The organism is Kitasatospora sp. CB02891, from assembly GCF_002803145.1.
Taxonomy (GTDB): Bacteria; Actinomycetota; Actinomycetes; order Streptomycetales; family Streptomycetaceae; genus Kitasatospora; species Kitasatospora griseola.
This window is the reverse complement of sequence record NZ_NNBO01000017.1, coordinates 112,136-133,087: the sequence shown is the minus strand read 5'-3', so window position 1 is coordinate 133,087 and position 20,952 is coordinate 112,136. Positions and strand designations below refer to the sequence as shown.

15 protein-coding genes are annotated in these 20,952 nt (G+C 73.6%); 7 read left to right on the top strand and 8 right to left on the bottom strand.

The annotated features are described in order from the left end of the window. Positions 1-34 precede the first annotated feature (34 nt). Together CG736_RS30420 and CG736_RS30415 are read right to left on the bottom strand one after the other, a co-directional pair. Positions 35-1,435 carry a gluconate:H+ symporter gene (locus CG736_RS30420; RefSeq protein ID WP_100589347.1) on the bottom strand — a complete coding sequence of 467 codons (1,401 nt, stop codon included), beginning with the start codon at positions 1,433-1,435 and terminating at the stop codon, positions 35-37. A gap of 67 nt (positions 1,436-1,502) precedes the next feature. Beyond that, positions 1,503-2,027, bottom strand: coding sequence for a gluconokinase (locus tag CG736_RS30415; protein WP_100589346.1), 525 nt, complete (start codon positions 2,025-2,027; stop codon positions 1,503-1,505). A 169-nt stretch (positions 2,028-2,196) separates the two neighbouring features. On the opposite strand from CG736_RS30415, the gene CG736_RS30410 reads away from it, so the two are divergent. Together CG736_RS30410 and CG736_RS30405 are read left to right on the top strand one after the other, a co-directional pair. After that, complete coding sequence (locus CG736_RS30410; RefSeq protein WP_100589345.1) at positions 2,197-2,895, top strand: FadR/GntR family transcriptional regulator; 699 nt, start codon at positions 2,197-2,199, stop codon at positions 2,893-2,895. A gap of 164 nt (positions 2,896-3,059) precedes the next feature. Further along, positions 3,060-3,377 carry a hypothetical protein gene (locus tag CG736_RS30405; protein WP_100589344.1) on the top strand — a complete coding sequence of 106 codons (318 nt, stop codon included), beginning with the start codon at positions 3,060-3,062 and terminating at the stop codon, positions 3,375-3,377. Positions 3,378-3,395: 18 nt separating this feature from the next. Here CG736_RS30405 and CG736_RS30400 read toward each other — a convergent pair whose 3' ends face one another. Beyond that, a complete protein-coding gene (locus tag CG736_RS30400) occupies positions 3,396-4,151 on the bottom strand; it encodes a helix-turn-helix transcriptional regulator (RefSeq protein WP_100589343.1) in 756 nt (251 codons plus the stop codon). Between the two features lie 54 nt (positions 4,152-4,205). Between CG736_RS30400 and CG736_RS30395 the strand changes: the two genes are divergently transcribed. Next, entirely contained in the window at positions 4,206-5,474 is a 1,269-nt protein-coding gene (locus tag CG736_RS30395; RefSeq protein WP_100589342.1) for an MFS transporter, read from the top strand. Positions 5,475-5,539: 65 nt separating this feature from the next. Here CG736_RS30395 and CG736_RS30390 read toward each other — a convergent pair whose 3' ends face one another. Further along, positions 5,540-6,628, bottom strand: a complete 1,089-nt coding sequence (locus CG736_RS30390) for an NADH:flavin oxidoreductase/NADH oxidase (protein WP_100589341.1) — start codon at positions 6,626-6,628, stop codon at positions 5,540-5,542. 127 nt (positions 6,629-6,755) lie between these two features. Between CG736_RS30390 and CG736_RS30385 the strand changes: the two genes are divergently transcribed. From CG736_RS30385 to CG736_RS30375, 3 genes are all read left to right on the top strand, one after another. Beyond that, positions 6,756-7,130 (top strand): ArsR/SmtB family transcription factor, encoded by a 375-nt coding sequence (locus CG736_RS30385; RefSeq protein ID WP_369880760.1) that lies wholly within the window; start codon positions 6,756-6,758, stop codon positions 7,128-7,130. Between the two features lie 301 nt (positions 7,131-7,431). Continuing rightward, positions 7,432-9,096: a glycosyltransferase family 2 protein gene (locus CG736_RS30380; RefSeq protein WP_100589340.1), complete on the top strand. Its 1,665-nt coding sequence runs from the start codon at positions 7,432-7,434 to the stop codon at positions 9,094-9,096. A gap of 14 nt (positions 9,097-9,110) precedes the next feature. Then, entirely contained in the window at positions 9,111-11,942 is a 2,832-nt protein-coding gene (locus CG736_RS30375; RefSeq protein ID WP_100589339.1) for an acyltransferase family protein, read from the top strand. A gap of 190 nt (positions 11,943-12,132) precedes the next feature. Here the strand turns inward: CG736_RS30375 and CG736_RS38155 are convergent, their stop codons facing one another. The 3 genes from CG736_RS38155 to CG736_RS30355 all read right to left on the bottom strand — a co-directional run bounded on the left by CG736_RS38155 (position 12,133) and on the right by CG736_RS30355 (position 19,279). Next, a complete protein-coding gene (locus CG736_RS38155) occupies positions 12,133-16,680 on the bottom strand; it encodes a hypothetical protein (protein WP_100589338.1) in 4,548 nt (1,515 codons plus the stop codon). Positions 16,681-16,731: 51 nt separating this feature from the next. Continuing rightward, on the bottom strand, positions 16,732-17,613 hold the full coding sequence (locus CG736_RS30365; RefSeq protein ID WP_100589337.1) for a hypothetical protein: 882 nt from the start codon (positions 17,611-17,613) through the stop codon (positions 16,732-16,734). A 145-nt stretch (positions 17,614-17,758) separates the two neighbouring features. Next, positions 17,759-19,279 carry a hypothetical protein gene (locus CG736_RS30355; RefSeq protein WP_198520658.1) on the bottom strand — a complete coding sequence of 507 codons (1,521 nt, stop codon included), beginning with the start codon at positions 19,277-19,279 and terminating at the stop codon, positions 17,759-17,761. A 156-nt stretch (positions 19,280-19,435) separates the two neighbouring features. Here CG736_RS30355 and CG736_RS30350 point away from each other — a divergent pair, with 156 nt between their 5' ends. After that, the gene (locus tag CG736_RS30350) at positions 19,436-20,035 is read left to right on the top strand and encodes a hypothetical protein (RefSeq protein ID WP_100589336.1); all 600 of its coding nucleotides are present in this window, start codon (positions 19,436-19,438) and stop codon (positions 20,033-20,035) included. A 76-nt stretch (positions 20,036-20,111) separates the two neighbouring features. Here CG736_RS30350 and CG736_RS30345 read toward each other — a convergent pair whose 3' ends face one another. Beyond that, positions 20,112-20,834, bottom strand: a complete 723-nt coding sequence (locus tag CG736_RS30345; protein ID WP_100589335.1) for an ABC transporter ATP-binding protein — start codon at positions 20,832-20,834, stop codon at positions 20,112-20,114. Positions 20,835-20,952 lie beyond the last annotated feature (118 nt).

Genomic DNA, 20,952 nt, shown 5'->3' with positions numbered 1-20,952 from the left:
TCCGGAGGGCGTCGCGGTCTGGGGGTGTCGCTCGCTAGATGATCAGGCTGAGCGGCAGGATCAGGGCGATCGCGACCACCGAGATCACCGTCTCCATCACCGACCAGGACTTCAGGGTCTGGCCGACGCTCATCCCGAAGTACTCCTTCACCAGCCAGAAGCCGGCGTCGTTGACGTGCGACAGGAACAGCGAGCCGGCGCCGATGGCGAGCACCATGAGCGCGGCGTGCGTGGTCGACATGTCGGCGGCCAGCGGGCCGACGATGCCGGCGGCGGTGATGGTGGCGACGGTGGCGGAGCCGGTGGCGAGGCGGATCAGCACGGCGATCAGCCAGCCGAGCAGCAGCGCCGAGATGTGCCACTTGCCGGACCAGTCGCTGACGGCCTGGCCGACGCCGACGTCGATCAGGGTCTGCTTGAAGCCGCCGCCCGCGCCGACGATGAACACGATGCCGGCGATCGGGCCGAGCGAGTTGCCGACCGTCGCGGAGATCTTCGCCTTGTCGAACCCGGCGGCCCTGCCGAGGGTGACCATGGCGAGCAGGGTGGCGGCGAGCAGCGCGATCAGCGGGGAGCCGATGAAGTCGAAGAACCGCTGAACGGTGGCCTTCGGGTCGTCGATCACCACGTCGGCGAGGGCCTTGCCGAGCATCAGCACGACCGGCAGCAGGATGGTCGCCAGGACGGCGCCGAACCGCGGGGTCTTCTCGTGCTTGACGGTCTCGGCGGGCGTGGTGTCGGCGGGGATCTCCAGCGGGCCGACCCAGCGCTGGGCGAACCGGGAGAACAGCGGGCCGGCCACGATCAGGGTGGGGACGGCGATCAGCAGGCCGAGCGCCAGGGTGACGCCGAGGTCGGCCTTGAGGGCGTCGACGGCGACCAGCGGGCCGGGGTGCGGCGGCACCAGGCCGTGCAGCACCGACAGGCCGGCCAGCGCGGGGATGCCGATCCGCATCAGCGGGACGTTGCCGCGGCGGGCCACCAGCAGCACGATCGGGATCAGCAGCACGACGCCGACCTCGAAGAACAGCGGCAGGCCGAGCACGGCGGCGATCAGCGCCATCGCCCAGGGCAGCATCTTCGGGCCGGTCCGGGCCAGCACCGTGTCGGCGATGATGTTGGCGCCGCCGGAGTCGGCGAGCAGCTTGCCGAGCATCGCGCCGAGGCCGATCAGCAGGCCGACCGAGGCGACGGTGGAGCCGAAGCCGGTGGAGAAGCTGCTGAGCAGCTTGTCGAACGGCGCGCCGGCGACGGCGGCGAGCAGGCCCGAGCCGAGGGTGAGCGCGAGGAACGGGTGCAGCTTGAACTTGGTGATCAGCAGCACGATCGCGCCGATGCTGAGCAGCACCGCGACCAGCAGTTGGCCGTTGCTGGACGTGTGGGGGAGCGCCGGCGCGGCGGCGGCCAGCAGGGTGGGGGTCACGCGAGTCTCCATTGACGGGCCGTCGCCGCCCCGGGGGGTCTCGGGTGCGCGGCGGCGGGTGTGACAGGTCGGGCGGGGGTCAGTTCGACAGGGCGGCGACGGCGCGGTCGACGAGGGTGTCGGGGTCGGCGTCGACGTCCAGCACGGTGCCGCTCTCGTCCGCCCGGAGCGGTTCGAGGGTGGCGTACTGGGAGTCCAGCAGCGAGGGCGGCATGAAGTGGCCGGTGCGGTGGGCGATGCGGTCGCCGACCAGCTCGTGGCTGCCGGTCAGGTGCAGGAAGAACGCCTCGGGGCAGGCGTCCCGCAGGATGTCGCGGTAGCTGCGCTTGAGGGCGGAGCAGGTGACGACGCCGCCGGTGCCGGCCGCGGCCCGTTCGCCGAGCCAGGCGCCGAGGGCGCGCAGCCAGGGTTCGCGGTCGTCGTCGTCGAGCGGTGTCCCGGCGCTCATCTTGGCGATGTTGGCGGCGGGGTGGAAGTCGTCGGCCTCGGCGTACGGGAGGCCGAGACGGTGGGCGAGCAGTCGGGCGACGGTGGTCTTCCCGACTCCGGAGACGCCCATCACCACGATGACGGGCGGCTGCTGGTTCTCGACGCTGAGAGCCATGGGTGGTGCTCCTGTCCTTGCCTGGTCACGGGCAAGGTAGACCCAAAGGTATGACTTATTCAAGCTGCCGAAACCTAATCGTCATACATATATGCGTTATCGCAGGTGAGAGCCCTTCACCGCTCCCCCGCCCCCGTGGCCGCCGTGACCTCGCCGATAGGCTGGCGGGATGGAGATCCAGGGCCTGCCCGGCCGACTGCTCGCCCACCTCGGTCCGGCGATCGCCTCCGGGGAACTGCCCGCGGGCACCGTGCTGCGCGCCGAGGAGCTGGAGGCGCAGCACGGGGTGTCCCGCACCGTGGTGCGGGAGGCGGTGCGCATCCTGGAGTCGATGCGGATGGTCGAGCCGCGCCGCCGGGTCGGGACCACGGTGCGGCCGCAGTCCGACTGGGACGTCTTCGACCCGCTGGTCATCCGCTGGCGCCTGGCCGGCGCGGGCCGCTCCGCGCAGCTGCGCTCGCTCGGCTCGCTGCGGGTCGCGGTCGAGCCCGCCGCGGCGGCGCTGGCCGCCCGCAACGCCAGCGACGACGACCGGCGGGAACTCAGCGCACTGGCCGTCGAACTGACCGTCACCGCCCGGGCCGCGGACCTCGAAGCCTTCCTCGAACACGACATCGCGTTCCACGCGGCGGTCCTGCGCGCCTCCGGCAACGAGATGTTCGCGCACCTGAAGGACACCGTCGGCGCGGTGCTCACCGGCCGCACCGAGCACCGCCTGATGCCGCACCGGCCCCGCGAGTACGCGGTGCAGCTCCACCGCGACGTCGCCGAGGCGATCTGCGCGGGCGACCCGGAACTGGCCGAGCGGGCGATGCGCACCATCGTGGCCGGCGCGCTGGAGGAGCTGGACGCCACCCTGCCGGACTGACCGTCAGCCCCGGCCCGACAGGCCCTCTTGCCGGGCGGAATACGATCCAGGACGGGGGGTTGACGGTCCGTCGGCGCAACACGCCCGGTTTGAGTGGAATTCAGTCGGGTGGCGGCATACCTTCACCCCTGTCGGGGAAACTTGGGGTGCACAGGGGGTGGGCGATGGCGCGTCGTCGGCGCAGCCGGCTGCCGGACGAGGTGCGGGCCGCCGCCGTCCGGGCAGGCCTCGCGTTCGCGTTCACGGTGGTGACGGTGATAGTCGCGGTCCTGGCCTCCTGGTCGCACACCCCCCTGATCGTGCCCGCGCTGGCGATGATGGCGATGGGCGTCTTCGTGCTGGTCTGGTGCCTGATAGACGTGGTGGTCTCCCGCCAGGTCGCGGCCTCCCGCCGCCGCACGCCCAACTCGGCCGGCCCGCTGGACGGTTCGCGCGAACGCGCCCGCCGGCAGAACGGCCGCCCGTCGGCATACGGGAGCTGACCGCCAGCCGACTGTCCGTCACTGCTGCTGGTGGCGGCCCGGAGTGGTGCCGAACGCGTGCCGGAACGCCTCGATGAACGCGCTCGGCGAGCGGAACCCGCAGGCCGCGGCGGTGGACGTCACCGAGCGTCCCTGCGCGAGCAGCACCAGGGCGTGCTGGAGGCGCAGTTGGGTGCGCCACTGCGGAAAGCCCAGGCCGAGCTCGCGGCGGAACAGCCGGCTCAGGGTGCGCTCCGCCGCTCCGACGGCCCGGCCGAGTTCGGCCAGCGAACGCCCGTCGGAGGGGTCGGCGGTGAGCAGCGCGGCGAGGTCGCGCAGGCGCGGGTCGGCGGGCTGCGGCAGACCGAGCGGCAGTTCGGGGGCGTGCGCGAGCTGGTCCAGGGCGGCCAGTTCGAGCGTCCGGGCGGGCCGTCCGGTGGGCGCGTGGGGGCCGGTCAGGTGCGCGACGATCTCCCGCAGCAGCGGGGTGACGGCCAGCACGGCGGGCGCGGTCAGGCCCAGCGGGTTCGTCCCCGCCGGATACACCAGGCACCTCAACTCGCTGGGCCCGTGCGCCCGGTGGGTGTGCGCGACCCCGGCGGGCAGCCACACCGCGCGGTGCGGCGGCACCACCCAGCGGCCGTGCGGCGTGCTCACCTCCAGCACGCCGAGGCCCGGCGCGATCAGCTGGTTGACGTCGTGCCAGTGCCAGTCGATGCGTTCGTGGTGCGCCAGGGGGTGACGGCTCGGGCCGGTCTCCTGCTGGTGCGGTGGCAATTGGCGGGCCGGCGACATGAGTTGGCAGAGTAGCGGAAGCCTGCCTGCCGGTGCGGCGGCCAGGCTGGGTCCATGACGACGCAACAGGCCGGCGTGTGGCGCCGGATGAGACTGTGGGGCGCGGCGCACGCCGTGGACGACCTGTACCAGGGGCTGGTGCCGGCCGTCGTCCCGTACTTCGTGCTGGAACGCGGCTACGGCTACGTCGCCGCAGGCGGGTTGACGCTCGCCGCCACCCTCGGCAGCGCGGTGCCGCAACCGCTGGTCGGGCTGCTGGTGGACCGCCGCCCGCTGCCGTGGCTGTCCGCCGCCGGCCTGGCGCTGGCCGGACTCGGCGTCGGCCTGAGCGGACTCGCCGACGGCTACGCCCTGGTGTGGCTGCTGGTGCTGCTCTCCGGCCTCGGGGTGGCCGCGTTCCACCCGGCGGCGGGACGGGCGGCCCGGGAGGCGGCCGGAGACAGCGCGGGCGCGATGAGCGTCTTCGCGGCGGGCGGCAGCGTCGGCTTCTTCCTCGCCCCGGTGCTCGCCACTCCGCTGCTCACCGCGTGGGGCGTCCGGGCGACGGCGGTGTTCGTGCTGCCCGCCCTCGCGATGGCCGCCGTCCTGTTCCGGGCCCGCCACCGCCGGCCCGGGGGCCCCGGCAGCTCGGCGGTCCGGGCGGGGAAGGACCGGTGGCGGCCGTTCCTGGTGCTGACGGGCGTCGAGATCGTCCGCTCGGTCGCCTTCTTCGGGGTGAGCACCTTCATCGAGCTGTACTGGCTCCGCCACCTCGGCGCCTCCCACCTGCTGGCGGGCGCGGCCCTGACCTGCTTCCTGCTCGGCGGCGTCGTCGGCACCCTCGGCGGCGGGCGTCTCGCCGACCGGATCGGCATGGTGCGCACCGCGCAGTGGGGCACGGCGCTCACTGCCCCCGCGCTGATCCTCCTCCGGGTGACGCCGGGCCCGTGGGCGCCGCTCCTCTTCGCCGCGCTGGCGGGCGCGATGCTCAACCTGCCGTTCGCCGTCCTGGTCAAACTCGGCCAGGACTACCTGCCCACCCGCCCCGGCACCGCCGCCGGCGTCACCCTCGGCCTCGCCGTCAGCGTCGGCGGCCTGCTCGCCCCGCTCCTCGGCCTCATCGCCCGGTCGCACGGCCCGGAGGGCGTCCTCGCGGTCCTGCCGGCGGTTCCGGTGGCGGGGGTGCTGCTCGGGATGTTCATGGTCGAGCCGGACAACCGAGCGGGCGGGCCCGAGACCGGGGAGAGCGCGACCGAGGGGCGCGTGGGGGCACCTCCCGGCCCGCCGGGGCCGGGGGAGAACTGCGCGAAGCGGGAGGCGCCCACCGGCCGGATCGCGGGATAGCGCTGCTTCTCCCCCCGTCGCGATCCGGCTGGTGGATCACCCGACCGACCCCCGTCCCTCGTGGCTCACCTCGCGACGACGAACCCGTACTGCTCCGGCCAGTCGGCCTTCACACCGAGCGTCTTCGCCGCGTGCAGCGGCCAGTACGGGTCGCGCAGCAGCTCGCGGCCGAGCATGACCGCGTCCGCCTCGCCGTCCGCCAGGATCGCCTCCGCCTGGGCCGGCTCGGTGATCAGGCCGACCGAGCTGACGGGCAGCCCCGCCTCGCGGCGGATCCGTGCCGCGAACGGGACCTGGTAGCCGGGCCCGACGGCGATCGTCGCGCGCGGGACGAGGCCGCCGGTGGAGACGTCGATCAGGTCGACGCCGACGGCCTGGAGTTCCTTGGCGAGCAGGACGCTCTCCTCGACCGTCCAGCTGGGCTGCTCGGGGACCCAGTCGGTGGCGGAGACGCGGAACAGCACCGGGAGGTCCGCGGGCCAGACGGCCCGCACCGCGGTGGCGATCTCGCGGGCCAGACGGCTGCGGCCCGCGAAGTCGCCGCCGTAGCCGTCGGTGCGGTGGTTGGTGATCGGGGAGAGGAACTGGTGGACCAGGTAGCCGTGGGCGCCGTGCACCTCGACCACCTGGAAGCCCGCGGCCAGTGCGCGGCGCGCCGAGGAGGCGAAGTCCTCGACGAGTTCCGCAATCTGAGTTTCCGTCAGTTCCAGTGGAGTCGGGTACCCGTCGTCGAAGGGAATCGCCGAGGCGCCCACCACCGGCCACCCGCCGTCCTCGACGCCCAGCGGACCGCCGCCCGCGTTGGCCTTCCCGGTGGAGGCCTTCCGGCCGGCGTGGGCCAGCTGGATCGCCGGGACGGAACCGTGCTGCCGGATCAGCGCCGCGACCCGGGCGAGGGCGTCCTGCTGCCGGTCGTTCCACAGGCCGAGGTCCCACGGGGAGATCCGGGCGTCGGGGCGGACGCCGGTGGCCTCGACCATGACCAGGCCCGCGCCGCCGGCGGCGCGGGAGCCGAGGTGGGCGAGGTGGAAGTCGGTGGCGACGCCGGTCTCGGGGCCCTCGGAGGCGGCCGAGTACATGCACATCGGGCTGAGCCAGATCCGGTTGGGGATGGTCAGCGAACGGAGAGTGATCGGCTCGAACAGGGCGCTCACGAGGGCCCGTCCTTCCTGTGGTCCCGACCGTGACGGTCGCTTCGACGGTCTCTTCGCTTCGTACGATAGCTGCCGTACTACGACATCTGTCAAACTACGAGGGTTCTCGTACTATGGCAGCGTGACCATCGACCAGGACTGTGCGGGCGACCCGGAGTGCCCGGGGCTGCTGCCCGAGCCGACCGCCGCCGAATTGCGGCTGGAGGCCGTGCTGCACGCGCTCGCCGACCCGATCCGACTGCGGATCGTCGCCGAGCTCGCGGACGCGGGCGGCGACGAGCGGAACTGCCTGGCGTTCGAGCTTCCTGTCACCAAGTCGACACTGACGCACCACTTCCGTGTCCTGCGCGAGGCCGGATTGATCCGTCAGCACCGTCGCGGCACCTCTAAGATGAACACACTGCGCGCCGCCGATCTTGCCGCGCGCTTTCCCGGACTGCTGGACGCGGTGCTCGACGCCGCCGAGCCGTGCCTCGACACCTCGAAGCCGGCCACCCGCTGATCCCTCGACCGAGCCTCCGGCCACGAGCCTGACGATCCGTCAATTCCCGCGGCGAGTACCCGCCATGGGATCCGGCGACCCTTCGCCAGTTCAAGTGTGGAACCGTCTCGTCACCCTGCTCGTCAACCGCCTCAGAAACCTCGCCCGGCGGATGCCGGGGGCCTCCTTCCGACATGGTCATGCCTGGTCACACGGGCTTCACCGGAGTTGCCCCAGCGTTCATCCCACGTGGTCATTTGGTCTATACCAATCGGGTAATCTGACCGACGACAGGTGTCAATGACCGGCCGTGGGGGGCCCAATGACAGTCAATCACCTTCCGTCGCCACCCTCCGATCAGGAGCTCTACTGGTACTTCGGACCTCAGCGTCGCTGGGTCCCGCTGCTCTCCGCGTTCGCCTTCGTGCTCAGCGCGGCCACCATGTTCAGTTTCTCCCTCCGGACGCCCGCGCTCTGGCCGTTCCTGGCCGTCCTCGGCGTCAACCTCGTCGCACTCGCACTGACCTGCCTCAACGGACTGCGTCGCCGCCGCTTCACCCGGGCCGGCCACGAACTGCTGGTCGCCGCCTGGCAGCCCGCCGAACCGCCGTCCGTCGACCTCTACCTGCCGACCTGCGGCGAACCGCTCGACATCCTCGCCAACGCCTACCGCGCCGTCGCCCGGCTCGACCACCCCGGACAGCTCGACGTCTGGGTGCTGGACGACGCCGACCGGCCCGAAGTGGCCGCGCTGGCCGAGGAGTTCGGCTACCACTACGTCGTGCGGCCGAACCGCGGCGAGTTCAAGAAGGCCGGCAACCTCAACCACGCGCTCACCCTGAGCAGGGCGGAGTACATCGCCATCCTGGACGCCGACTTCGCGCCGCGCGCCGACCTGCTGCAGCACCTGCTGCCGTACTTCGGCGACGACCGGGTCGGCATCGTCCAGAGCCCGCAGTGCTTCGACACCGACGCCTCGATGGGCTGGGTGCAGCGCGCCGCCGGCGCCTCCCAGGAGTGGTTCTTCCGCTGGGTGCAGCCCAGCCGGGACGCCTCCGACGCGGCGATCTGCTGCGGCTCCAACGCCGTGTACCGGCGCTCCGCGATCGACGCCGCCGGCGGCTTCGCCCGGCTCGACCACAGCGAGGACATGTACACCGGAATCGCCCTGCACGAACGGGGATTCACCACCCGGTACGTGCCGGTGCTGGTCGCCAAGGGCACCTCGCCGGACTCCACCACCAGCTTCGTCAACCAGCAGTACCGCTGGACGATGGGCAACCTGCACCTGATCGGCGACCGGGCCGCCCGCAAGGCCATGACCTGGCGGATGCGCCGCTGCTTCGACGAAGGCATCGTCGGCTACCTGGCCGCGGCCGTGAACGTGCTCACCGCGCCGCTGCCGCCGCTGGTCATGCTGTTCGCCTTCCCCGGCGAGGTCCGCGCCTGGTACGTGCTGCCGATGCTCTCCCTGCTGTGGCTCTGGCACGTCCTGCTGCCCCGGGTCAGCCGCACCCGCTGGCGCACCGAAGTGCTGCGCGCCAACGTGCTGATGAGCTTCGCCGCCGCCACCGCCTACTGGCACACCCTGCGCGGCCGCAGCGCCGCCTGGGTGCCCACCGGCGTCGCCAAGCCCGGCGGCTCCGGCGGCATGGCCCGCAAGGTGCTGCTGGTCTCCCTGGTGTGGACGGCCGGCACCCTGCTCGCCACCACCGCCGGCGTGGCCGTCGCCACCGCGATGCACGGCTGGCACTACACCTGGGGCCTGGCCCTGTACCTGGCCGTGCAGCTGCACGCCGGCGTCCCGCTGATCCGCGACCTGTACGCCGAACTGCGGCCGCACCCCACCGAGAACACCGAATCCGGGGCACGCCCGGCGATGCGGCCCAGGCGCTGGCCCGAGGCCCTCGCCGTCACGAGCACGCTCGCCCTGATCGCCCTGCTCGCCTCCGGCTGGGTGGCGCCGATGCTGCCCTGGCTGGGCTGAAAGGTCCACCTCCCGTGTCCACCAGCACCGCCCCGTTCACCGTCGTTCTCGGGCAACCACCCGTCGAACGGCCCAGGTTCAGACCCGACATCGAAGGCCTGCGGGCCGTCGCCGTGCTCGCCGTGCTCGCGTTCCACGCGGCCGTCCCCGGCCTGGCCGGCGGCTTCGTCGGCGTCGACGTCTTCTTCGTCATCTCCGGCTACCTCATCACCGGGCTGCTGCGCAGCGAGAGCGCCGCCACCGGGAAGGTCCGGCTGGCCGAGTTCTACTCGCGCCGCGCCCGCCGCCTGCTGCCCTCCGCCGCCGTGGTGCTCGCCGTGGTCGCCGTCCTCGGCGCCCTGCTCACCGCGCCGCTGCGCCGCGCCGACCTGGAACGCGACGTCCTCGCCTCCGCACTGTCCGTCGCCAACTGGCGCTTCATCGCCGAACAGACCGACTACCTGGCGGCCGGCCGCGACCCCAGCGTGCTGCTGCACTTCTGGTCACTCGCCGTCGAGGAGCAGTTCTACCTGCTGTGGGCCCCGCTGATGGCCCTCGCCGCCCGCTGGGTCTGGAAGCGGCGCACCCTGCTCGGCCTGACCCTGCTGCTCGGCGCCGGCTCGTTCTGGCTCTCCCTGCACTGGAGCGCCGGCGCGTACCTCTCCACGCCCACCCGGGCCTGGCAGTTCGCCGCCGGCGCGGTCGTCGCGCTGCTGCCGATACGCGAAATACCCCGACTGATACGGGAGTTGCTGGGGCTCGGCGGCATGGCGGCGGTACTCGGCGCGGTCCTGGTCTTCGACGCCCGCACGCCCTACCCCGGCTACGCCGCGCTGCTGCCCACCGTCGGCACCGCCGCGATCATCCTGGCCGGCTCCGGGACGCACCTGGTGGGACGGGTGCTGTCGCTCGGCGCGCCGCGCGCGATCGGCCGGCTCTCCTACAACCTGTACCTGTGGCACTGGCCGGTGCTGGTGCTCGCCGAAGCCCAGTGGGGCGCCCTGCACTGGGGCGTCAAGGTCGCCCTCACCGCGGCCGCCGCGCTGCCCGCGCTCGCCGCCCTCAACTGGCTGGAGCAGCCGCTGCGCCGCAGCCGGGTGCTCGGTGAGATCCCGCGCCGCGGACTGTCGTTGGGCCTCACCGCGGTGGTGATGCCGGTGGTGCTGGCGCTGGTCGTCGGCACCGGCACGATCCGGATGCTCGGCCCGGCCACTCCCCCGGACCCGTCCGGCCTGCCGCCGGGCGCCCGCGACGGCCGCTCCCTGCTCGCCGCCGCCCCGCCCGCGCACAGCCCGACCGTGCCCAACCCCGTCCAGGCCCGGCAGGACTTCCCGCCGGACGGCCTCTGCGAGGTCAACCCGGCCGACACCACCAGCCCGCCCTGCCGCTTCGGCACCGGCGACGACCGGATCGTGCTGCTCGGCGACTCGCACGCCGGCCAGTGGTTCTCCGCCCTGCTCGGCATCGCCGCCCAGCACCGCATGTCCGTCGAGGAACTCGTCAAGCAGGGCTGCCCGCTGCCCGAACTCACGGTCGAGAACCCTCAGTTGGGACGCACCTACCACGAGTGCGACACCTGGCGGACGAACGCGCTGACCCGGCTCAAGGACGGGCCCAGGCCCAAGCTGATCATCGTCTCCACGCTGAACCGCTACACCGCCGACCGAGAGACGCTGCTGCGCGGCTGGGAGCAGACCCTCACCCCGTTGCGGGAGTTGGGCGTCCCGATCGTCTACCTGCAGGACACCCCGATCCCCGGCCGCGACGTCCCCGCCTGCGTCTCCGGACACCCCGACACCACCTCCGCCTGCGACTTCCCGCGCAGCGAAGGCCTGTGGGCCGACCCGCTGGCCGAGGAGATCGCCGCCGGCCGCGTCCCCGGCGTCCGCACCATCGGCGTCAACCAGGTGCTCTGCCCCGGCGACGGCCGGACCTGCCCGGCCGTCCTGGAGCACGTCCTGCTGTACCGCGACGACTCTCACCTGACCAACGCGGCGGCCGTCGTCCTGACCTCCCGGCTCGACCAACTGCTCATCGACGCGGGCGTGTTCACCACCGGCTGGACCACCCTGCTGCACGACGAGTTCGACGGCCCGGCCGGCGCGAAGCCCGACCCCGCCAACTGGCAGTACGACGTGGGCACCTGCTACCCCGGCTGCCCCGCCGCGCAGTGGGGCACCGGCGAGATCGAGACCATGACCGACTCCACCGCGAACGTCCGCCTGGACGGACAGGGTTCGCTGGAGATCGTGCCCACCCGGGACGGCGCCGGCCGCTGGTCCTCCGGACGGATCGAGTCCAAGCGCGCGGACTTCGCCGCACCGGCCGGCGGAGTCCTGCGGGTGGAGGCCAAGTTGGCCCTCCCGGACGTCAAGGGGCCTGCCGCGTCCGGGTACTGGCCCGCGTTCTGGGCGCTGGGCGGCAAACTCCGTGACGGGTACACCGGTTGGCCGGGCGTCGGCGAGCTCGACGTCCTCGAATCGGTCGGCGGCCGCGGCGTCTTCGGCACCATGCACTGCGGCACCACGCCGGGCGGCCCCTGCAAGGAGCCGAACGGGCTGGGCTCCGGCGAACAGTCCTGCGCGGACTGCTGGGGCGCGTTCCACACCTGGACGCTGGAGACCGACCGCTCAGCCTCTCCCGAGAAGGTCCGTTGGCTGCGGGACGGCCAGGAGTACTTCGCGGTGACGTCCGACCAGGTCGAGCCGGCCGCGTGGGACCAGGCGGTGCACCACGGGATCTTCCTGATCCTGAACGTCGCGATGGGCGGCAACCTGCCCAGCGCGTACGGGAGTCCGGTGACGGCGGCGACGGAGCCGGGGCACCCGATGAAGGTCGCTTCGGTCACCGTTTCGACGAAGCAGTAGGAGCAATTGCGCGACGAGCGCCAGCCACGTCCGCAAGGTCGCGAGCAAGTGCAGGTCATTGTCCTGCATCGCGATCTTGCGGACGTGGCGCGTTCCCCTTCGCGCAGTTCCCCGCGCCCCTCTCTTCGCGCCCCTGTCTTCGCGCCCCTGTCTTCGCACCCTTGTCTTCGCGCCCGCCTGCTCGCAGCCGCTATTCGGGCTTGCGGAACATCCGGGTGGCCGTGATCTCGCCGTGGATGGTCGGGCCGTCCGGGTCCTGGGGTGCGGGGAGGCCCGGGCGGAGGTGTTCTTCCACCGAGATGTACTTGAGGCCGGCGCGGAGGTCCGCGTCGTTGCGGAGGCGGATGACGAGCGGGAACTCGGCGAGCGCCGTGGTGTCGAACAGTCCGGTGGTGTAGATGAGTTGGACGCCGAGGGCGTCGGCGACGGCGCGCTGGAGTTCCAGCAGGTAGGTCGCATTGGCGCGGCCGATCGGGTTGTCGAGGAAGAGCGTGCCGGCGTGGCGGAGCTGCGACTGGCCGCGGTCGTTGGCGCGCAGGGCGGCCATCGTGCAGTAGAGGGCGATGGCCGCGGTGAGCAGCTGGCCGCCGGAGAAGACGTCCGACATCTGGCCGACGGAGACCCGTTCGGCGCGAAGCACCGCGTCCGGCTTGAGGATCTCGACCGAGACGCCCTTGGGGCCGATCGCGGCGGCGACGCCGCGCAGCAGCAGGGACATGCCGTCGCGGCGCAGGTCGGAGTTCTTCCGGACGGCCGACTGGGTGGCGTCGTCGATGACTTCGCCGAGGCGTTCGACCAGGACGGCGTGGTCGGGGTCGTCGAAGCGGATGCGCAGGAACTCCTGGCCCGACCATTCGCCGAGGCCCTCGGGCAGGCGCGAGAGCCGCTGCGCGGCGCGCAGGGTGGCCAGCGAGGACTCGACCAGGCCGCGCAGGCGGTCGACGATGGAGGCGCGGTTGCGTTCCAGCTGGGCGAGTTCGTCGGTGAGGACGCGCAGGCGGGGGGCGAACGCGGCGGCCCAGGCGGCGGCGTGGTCGGGCAGGGCGGCGGCGGGGAGTTCGCGGATCTGCTGGCGGGCGGGGGTGCGGACGGCCTCGTAGCGGGCGGCGTTGGCGTGCCGGACGAGGGCGTCGGAGGCGTCCCGGACGGCGAGTTCGGCGCCGGTGAGTTCGGTGGCGGCGGTGCGCATGGCGCGCCGCGTGTCGGCGGCGGCGGCGCGGGCCGCGGCGAGGCCGCCGAGGTAGGTGTCGGCGGTCTCGGTCTCGTCGCCGTTGTCGCGCAGCGCGTCGCGGAGCTGGCTGGCGAGTTCCTCGAAGTCGGTGGCGGCGGCCTGCGCCTGGTCCAGGGTGCGCTGCAGGTCGGCGTGTTCGGTGCGGGCGGTGTCGACGCGTTCGCGGCGTTCGGCGAGCAGCGCGGTGGCGGTGCGCAGCAGGGCCTGGGCGTGCTCGGGGTCGGCCGGGAGGAGGTCCTCGGGGAGTTCGGTGTGGGCTTCGCCGTTGACGGGCGCGGAACGTTCGGCGTCGCCGCGCAGGCGGCCGACCTCCTCGGCGGCGGCGCCGGAGCGGGCCTCGATGATGGTGACGAGTTCTTCGGCGCGGGCGGCGGCGGCCTGTCGGGCGGGGCCGTCGGCGCCGTCGGGGCTGGCGAGGAGTTCCTCGGCGCGGGCCTTGACCTTGTTGCTGAGGCGCTCCAACTCGGCTGCGGCGGCGGCTTCGTCGCCTTCGGCGCGGGCCTGCTCGGCACGCAGGTCGGCGCCGACGCCGACCTTCTCGTAGAGCTGGGCGGCGGCCCGGTAGGCCTCGCGCAGGGCGGGCAGCGAGATGGGGGTGACGGTGTCGTCGGGCTCTGCGCTGGTGTCGGCGGCGGCGATCTCGGCGCGTTCGCCGCGCAGGGTGCGCGCGGTGCGGCGGGCGTCGTCGGCGGCGCGCTGAGCGGCTCGGCGGTCCTCGTCGCAGGTGCGGGCGCGTTCGGTGCACAGGGCCTGGCGGCGTTCGCACTCGGTGGCGTCGTCGGCGAGTTCGCGCTGCCGGCGGGTCCAGTTGGCGCGTTCGCGGAGGCGGAAGGCGAGGCCGGCGAGGGCGTCGGCGCGGCGGCGGGTGCGCTGGGCGGTCTCCCGGCACTCCTCGTGGCGGGCGGCGGCGGCCTGGTGGTCGGCGTCGGCTTCGGCGTGGTCGGCGCGCAGGGTGGCGAGTTCGGCGGCGGTGGCTTCGGCGTGGTCGGCGGCTGCGGCGGCGGCCTCGGCGAGTTCGGCGAGGGTGCCGGGCGGGCAGCTGGCGTGCCAGGAGGCGAGGCGGGCGGCGAGGGCGCGGTCGCCGCCGAGGCGGGCGGCGAGTTCGCGGATGTGCTCCTCGCGGGCGGTGGCGCGGGCGCGCAGTTCGCGGCGTTCGTCGTCGGCGGCGGTCTCGTTGTGCATGGCCGGGTTCGGCGGCACCAGGAAGAAGCCGGGCTCGCCCTCGATGGGGGCGATCAGGGCGGCGGCGGTGCCGACGGCGACGGTGGAGCGGGGCAGCAGGGCGGCGGCGGCGAGCGCTTCGCGGGCCCGGTCGAGCGAGGCGGGGTCGGTGACGACGACGCCGTCGACGAGTTCGGGGCGGGCGGCGAGGATGGCGTCGTGGTCGGCGGGGTCGACGGACTGGGCGAGGTAGCGCCAGCCGGGCAGCGCGGGGATGCCCTGTTCGCCGAGGTGCTCGACGGTGGCGAGGACGTCGGGGCCGGGCGGGAGGAGTCCGCCGTCGCCGAGCGCGGCGAGGATCCGGGAGTCGTCGGCGGCGGCGGTGCGCAGGTCGAACAGGGTGCGTTCGGCGTTGGCCACGGCCTGGTCGAGGAGTTCGCGCAGGTCCTCGGCGGAGGCGTCGAGTTGACGGGGCGTCAGGAAGCCTTCGCTCTCGTCCGCGCCGTCCTGGTACGGGGAGAGGGAGAGCAGCTCGGCGAGCCGGGGTTCGGCGGCGAGCTGGGCGGCGGTGCGCTGTTCGGCGGCCAGTGCGCGCTCGGCGGCGGTGCGGGCGTCGGTGGCGCGGGCGGCGGCGAGTTCGGCGCGGGCCTCGGCGGCGGCGGACTCGCGTGCCCGGACGGCGCTGGACTCGGCGGCGGTGCGGGCCAGTTCGAGGGCTTCGGTGGCGGTGCGTTCGGCGTCGGCGGCGTGCAGGGCGGCGCGGGCGGGGTCGGGTTCGGCGCCGGAGTCGTCGATCCAGCCGGCTTCGACGGCGGCGGCGGTCTCCTGCTCGACCTCGGTGAGGCGCTGGCGCAGGTGTTCGGCCTCGGAGCGGGCCTTCTGCGCGGCGGTGGCGGCGGCGGTGGCTTCGGCCTGGGCGGCCGAGCCGTCCTGCTGCAACTCGCCTGCGCGCAGCTCTTCCTGGTCGGCGCGGGTCTCGGCGCTCAGCGCGGCGCCTTCGAGGGCGCGGGCGAGGGCGCCGGCGGCGCGGTCGCGGGCGGCGAGGGCGGGCGCGGCGTCGAGTTCGGCTTCCCGGATGGCGGTGGCGACGCGGCCGGCCCGGTCGGCGGCGGCGCGGTGCCGCAGCACCGCCTCGGCAGCCTGCCAGGCGGCGAACTGGGCGCGGGCGTCGGTGAGTTCGCGGCGCAGTCGGCCGGCTTCGGCGGTCGCGGCCTCCAGCCCGAGGGTGGCGTGCCGGTAGCCGAGTTCGGCGACGATCAGGGCGTGCCGGGTGCGGTCGGTCTCGGCTGCGGTGACGGCGCTCGCGGCGGCGGCGACCTCGACGGCCAGGTCGTGCATCCGGTCGCGCTCGACGGTGGAGCGCGCGGACAGCGAGAGCGCGAGCCTGCGGGTGCGGCGTTCGGCGGCGCGGTGGCCCTCGCGGACGGTCTCGCGGCCGGCGGTGGCGTCGACGATGCGCTGAAGCAGGTCGACGGAGCCGGCGGTGAAATCGCGTTCGGCGGTGAGTTCGGCGCGGCGGCCGAGCTTGGCGGCGAAGCCGTGGACGAGGTCGGCGAGGCCGTCGGTGTCGCGGGTGTCGGTGACGGCGCGCAGCAGCAGGTCGGTGAAGTCGGCGTCGTTGCGGACCGCGAACAGGCCGGCGGCCTCGCCCTCGTCGGCGTTCATCTCGCGCTGGTAGCGGAAGAGTTCGGGGTCGAGGCCGAGCGCGCCGAGGTGCTCGTTCCAGCGGTCGTGGATCTCCTCGAAGGTGACGTCGAGGTGCGGGTGGGCCTTGGCGGCCTCGGTCAGGGTGTCGCGGAAGCCCTTCATGGTGCGGCGGCGGCCGCGGGCCTTCTGGTCGCCGGCCAGGCTGGGCCGTTCGGCGACCGGCAGCGCGTCCAGGGTGAGGCCGGGGCCGGGGCGGAAGGAGTACCAGAGTTCGGCGAACTTCCGCGGGTCGGAGGAGACCTGGCGGCCGCGCCACTCGCTGACCTTGCCGACCACGATGAGTTCGCCGGTGACGGTGTGCTGCCATTCGAGGGCGACGTGGCCGCAGTCGTCGGCGAGCAGGAACTTGCGCAGCACGCCGGACGACGCGCCGCCCAGGGTGTTGCGGTGGCCGGGCAGCATCACCGAGAAGATCAGCTTGAGCAGCACGGACTTGCCGCCGCCGTTCTCCAGGAACAGCACGCCGGCGGGCGCGGGGCGGCGCTGCGGGCCCTCGGGCTCCTCGCCGAACAGGCCGATCTGCTGGGGCTGCGGCTCGGGGACCGGATCGCCGACGCCGCGCAGGTCGAGCACCGTGTCGGCGTAGCGGGCGCCCGCCGGTCCGATCGAGTACAGGCGGACCCGGTTCAGCTCGTACATGTGCGGTGGTTCTCCTGGAGCGGTCAGTTCAGAAAGTGTGGTGACGGATCGTCAGAGCGCGTGGAAGGGCAGGCCGGCGTCGGCGACGAGTTCGTCGCTGTCGTCGGGCGGCAGCAGGGTGGCGGTGCCGTCGCTGACCGGGACGACGCCCAGGTCGAGCAGTTCGCCCATGGCGGCGCTGCCGGCCAGGTCGCGGACCTGCAACTGGTAGCGGGCGGTGGTGCGGTAGGTGCCGCCGGCGTCGTCGGAGGTCTTCTGCAGGAAGCCGGAGTCGACCAGGAAGGACACCGCCTTGGAGACGATGCCGGTGGTGGAGCCGGCCAGGCGGCGGGCGTCCTTGGTGGCGCCGGTCGCGGAGCGGCGCGCCCACACCCGCCAGGCCGCTTCCAGGCCGGGGGCGGAGCTGGCCGGGTCGGTGTTGCTGCCCTCGGCCTCGGCGCGCTCCTCCAGGCGGCGGCAGGCCTGCCGGACGAACGCGTCCACGCCGTTGACGGTGACCCGGCCGAGGTAGCCGTCGTCGGCGAGGTCCTCGGGGCGGGGGAAGGCGAGCGCGGCGACCGCGAGGTGCGCGAGGCCGTGCAGGAAGCGGTCGGTGGACTCGGAGGCGGCGCGGCGCGAGTAGTCGCCCATCCGGACGGCGAACACCGAGTCCTCGGCGGCGGCGACCGCCATGCCGGCCCGCGGCGAGACCTCCAGCACCACCAGGCCCATGCCGGTGGCGACGGCGTCGGCGAGGCGCCCGAACTGCGGGTCGTCGCGGTAGCGGCGCACCAGTTCGGCGTACTCCGCGTCCCGGGAGGGCAGCAGCTTCGCCTGCAGGCCGAAGGACACCAGGCGGGCGGCCTCGGCGACGTCCGCCGGGCTGATCGGCGAGTGGGCGGGGGCGGCCGGCTCGGCGTCCTGCGGTGCCCACGCCTCGGCGCTGGTGGTCATGCGGGTGCTCCTTCGGTGCGGGCGGTGCGGGTGCTGCGAGCGGTGCGGGCGGTGCGGGAGGTGCGGGAGGTCCGGCCGGAAGGACGATCAGCAGAGCTGCCGGTGGGACGATCTGACGGCAGGAAGGTCGCGGTCGCGGTCCCGGTCACACCGCGTCCCGGCGGTCGGCGGCCATGCCCGCGGCGTCCAGCAGGGCGCTGCCGACGATCAGGTCCGCGCCGCCGAAACCCGGGTCGTCCAGGCGGGTGCCGTCGTCCACCGCGAACAGCAGGCGTTCCTCGCCCTGCCGGTACGCGGTGCCGACCGGCGGACTGGCCGCGTGCACGGCCAACAGGGCGACCAGGTAGGCGAGTTCCTCGCCGTCCTCGGCGAGCTCGGTGCCGCGGGCGCGGGCGTCGGTGAGCAGGCCGGACAGCCGGCGGGGCGCGTCGGCGGGCAGGTCCAGCAGGTCCAGCGCGGCCTCCAGTTGGGCTTCGGAGAACCGGCTGTCGTCGGGGGTGGCGACCAGGTCGGGCTCGGGCAGTTCGGCGCCGAGGTGCTCGCGTTCCACGGGCGGGGTGAGCAGCAGGTCGACCAGGTCGCCGACCCGGACCGAGACGGGGGTGCGCAGGCCGGCGCCGCGGGCGAAGAACGCGTCGGTGGGCCGGGTGGCGTCCGCGAGCGGGAGGATGAGGACGGGTGCGAGGAGTTGACCGTACAGGTCGATGCCGGTGCGCGCGGTGGGTGCGGAGAACGCCTGCCGGTCCTGTTCGGCGCGGAACAGCGGGCCGGCTTCCAGCAGGCGGGTCTGCAGCTGGGTGTGCCGGCGGATGCAGTCCTTGACGATGTCGACGAGCTCGGCGGCGCGGCGCTTGTGCTCGGCGTCGGTGCTCTCGTCGCGGGCCTTGCGGATGTTGGTGAGGATCGCGTTCTCGTGCCGGTACCGGTCGGCGATGTGGTCGAGCGCCTCGTCGATCAGGTCGGGGACGGTCTCCATCCAGTCCACGGCGCGGACGTTGCGGCGGGTCGCCTCCAGTGCGCGGCGCAGCGTCTCGGCGTACTGGACGGTGCGGTAGCGGGCCTGTTCGGCGGCGAGCTGGGCGTCGGCGAGGCGGCCGCGGCGGATCAGCACCTCCAGCTTGACCTCGGCGGCGATCTGAGCGCTCGTCACGTCGGTGTCCAGCGCGCCGACCAGGACGTTGACCGCCTCGTCGGTGGTGCGCAGGTAGACGCCGCCGTCCTGGCCGGGGACTTCCTCGATCAGCTTGAAGTCGTAGTCGCGGCGGGTGTACGCGCCGTCCGGCCCGAAGGTGCCGTACACGGCGCGGAAGCCGCGGTCGACGCTGCCGACGTTGATCAGCGACTCCAGCACCCAGCGGGCCACCCGCTCGTGCTCGGTGACGGCCCGCCCGGGGTTCTGCGCGGCGATCCGGGGCTGGAGCCGGCCGAGCACTATGTCGCGGTCGGCCCCGGTGTCGAAGTCCATGTTGAGGGTGACCAGGTCGATCGCGGCGAGGCCGATCTCGGCCATCGTGTACGAGGCGTACTCGCCGGCCAGGTTGACCTTGCGGCTGTCCAGGTCGTGCAGCGGCGCGGTGCAGGCGAGCGCCTTGAGCCGGCGGGCGAGTCCCTCGTCGGCGGCCGGTCCGGGGGCGGGCCTGGTGGGCTGGTCTGCGATGGCGGTCACGGTGGACAAGATTAGGGCTTTCCGTGGACAGGTCCGAAACGCCCCCTTTGGGACAGCCTGTTCCGGCATGTTGAACGCGTTCAAATTCAGGTCTAGAGTCCTTCTCGCGACACCGCGTGCCGTCTGCGGCACCCGCGTCATGGAGGGGGACTCCCCATGTCCGACATCGCCACCGCCCCGACCGGTTCCACCACCGCCGGCCCCGGCCCCACCACCGTCACCGACACCGCGCTGGTCCGACGCCGGATCAGGCGCTGGCTCTGGCTGTTCATCGTCTGCCTCGCGCTCAGCGGACTGACCGCCTTCCCGCTGCAGAGCGAGACCACGCTGCTGGTGCGCGCCCTGGACGCCACCGGTCTGAGCTCCGCGCTCCCCGCCCTCGGCGACTGGGCCGTGCTGACCCGGGACGGCATCGCCGACGGCTTCGGCAGCCACCCGTTCCTCGCCTACGGCACCGACTGGCTGGCCTTCGCGCACCTGGTGATCGCGGCCGCGTTCTGGGGGCCGCTGCGGGATCCGGTCCGCAACATCTGGGTGATCCGCTGGGCGATGCTCGCCTGCGGCGCCGTCATCCCGCTCGCGCTGATCTGCGGGCCGCTGCGCGAGATTCCGCTGTTCTGGCAATTCGTCGACATGTCGTTCGGTGTATTCGGCGTCATTCCGCTGCTGATCGTGCACCGCCTGATCCGCGCCCTGGAGTGGGACCAGGCGGTCCGCACCCATCACGACTTCGCCCGGGTCGTCCCCTCCCCCTGACCGCCCGTCGGGTCACCGCGACCCGACCGCCCACCGGGTCACCCGCGGCGCCCCGCCGCCGGTGACCCGTCCCGGCTCAGCCCGCGGCGACCTCGGCCTCGGGCTCGGCCTCCGGCCGGGACACGGTGCCGTCGTGCAGCGAGATCACCCGGTCGGCCTGGGCCATCAGGGCCGGGTCGTGGGTGGCGACCAGGGCCGTGACGCCCTGGGAGTGGACCACCGCGCGGAGCAGCTCCATCACGGCCAGGCCGGTCTCGGAGTCGAGCTGGCCGGTGGGCTCGTCCGCGATGATCAGCGCGGGGTCGTTGGCCAGCGCCCGGGCGATCGCGACCCGCTGCTGCTGGCCGCCGGAGAGCTCGCTCGGCCGCTGCTCGGCGTGGTCGGCCAGCCCGACCAGGGCGAGCAGGGTGCGGACCTTCTCCTCACGTTCGACGGCGGACAGCCGGCGCAGCCGCATCGGGACGCCGACGTTCTCGGCGGCGGTGAGCGTCGACAGCAGGCCGAAGGACTGGAAGACGAAACCGATCCGGTCCCGGCGCAGCGCGAGCCGTCCCGCCTCGTCGAGACCGGACAGGTCGGCGCCGTCGAGCGTGATCCGGCCGCTGGTCGGGGTGTCGAGGCCGCCGACCAGGTTGAGCAGGGTGGTCTTGCCGGAGCCGGACCGGCCCTTGAGGGCGGTGAGTTGGCCGCGGGCCGCGGTGAAGGACACCCCGCGCAGCGCGTGCACGGTGCGCGGTCCGGCGCCGAAGCTGCGCCACAGGTCCTCGACCACCACCATGGACGCCGCTGACTCGGTCATCTAGTTTTCCCCCGTTGGCAGTTGAGTGATGGTGTTCGATTCTGCGCACTGCGACAACGGTTCGCGCAAGGCCCTTCCGCTGATCGTTCGAATCTGACAGAGTCGTCCGCCATCCGGT

Bases quoted from the DNA above. Each gene is read 5' to 3' on its own strand.
- CG736_RS30420 (WP_100589347.1), bottom strand. From the start codon at position 1,435: ATGGAGACTCGCGTGACCCCCACCCTGCTGGCCGCCGCCGCGCCGGCG.
- CG736_RS30415 (WP_100589346.1), bottom strand. From the start codon at position 2,027: ATGGCTCTCAGCGTCGAGAACCAGCAGCCGCCCGTCATCGTGGTGATG.
- CG736_RS30410 (WP_100589345.1), top strand. From the start codon at position 2,197: ATGGAGATCCAGGGCCTGCCCGGCCGACTGCTCGCCCACCTCGGTCCG.
- CG736_RS30405 (WP_100589344.1), top strand. From the start codon at position 3,060: ATGGCGCGTCGTCGGCGCAGCCGGCTGCCGGACGAGGTGCGGGCCGCC.
- CG736_RS30400 (WP_100589343.1), bottom strand. From the start codon at position 4,151: ATGTCGCCGGCCCGCCAATTGCCACCGCACCAGCAGGAGACCGGCCCG.
- CG736_RS30395 (WP_100589342.1), top strand. From the start codon at position 4,206: ATGACGACGCAACAGGCCGGCGTGTGGCGCCGGATGAGACTGTGGGGC.
- CG736_RS30380 (WP_100589340.1), top strand. From the start codon at position 7,432: ATGACAGTCAATCACCTTCCGTCGCCACCCTCCGATCAGGAGCTCTAC.
- CG736_RS38155 (WP_100589338.1), bottom strand. From the start codon at position 16,680: ATGTACGAGCTGAACCGGGTCCGCCTGTACTCGATCGGACCGGCGGGC.
- CG736_RS30365 (WP_100589337.1), bottom strand. From the start codon at position 17,613: ATGACCACCAGCGCCGAGGCGTGGGCACCGCAGGACGCCGAGCCGGCC.
- CG736_RS30350 (WP_100589336.1), top strand. From the start codon at position 19,436: ATGTCCGACATCGCCACCGCCCCGACCGGTTCCACCACCGCCGGCCCC.
- CG736_RS30345 (WP_100589335.1), bottom strand. From the start codon at position 20,834: ATGACCGAGTCAGCGGCGTCCATGGTGGTGGTCGAGGACCTGTGGCGC.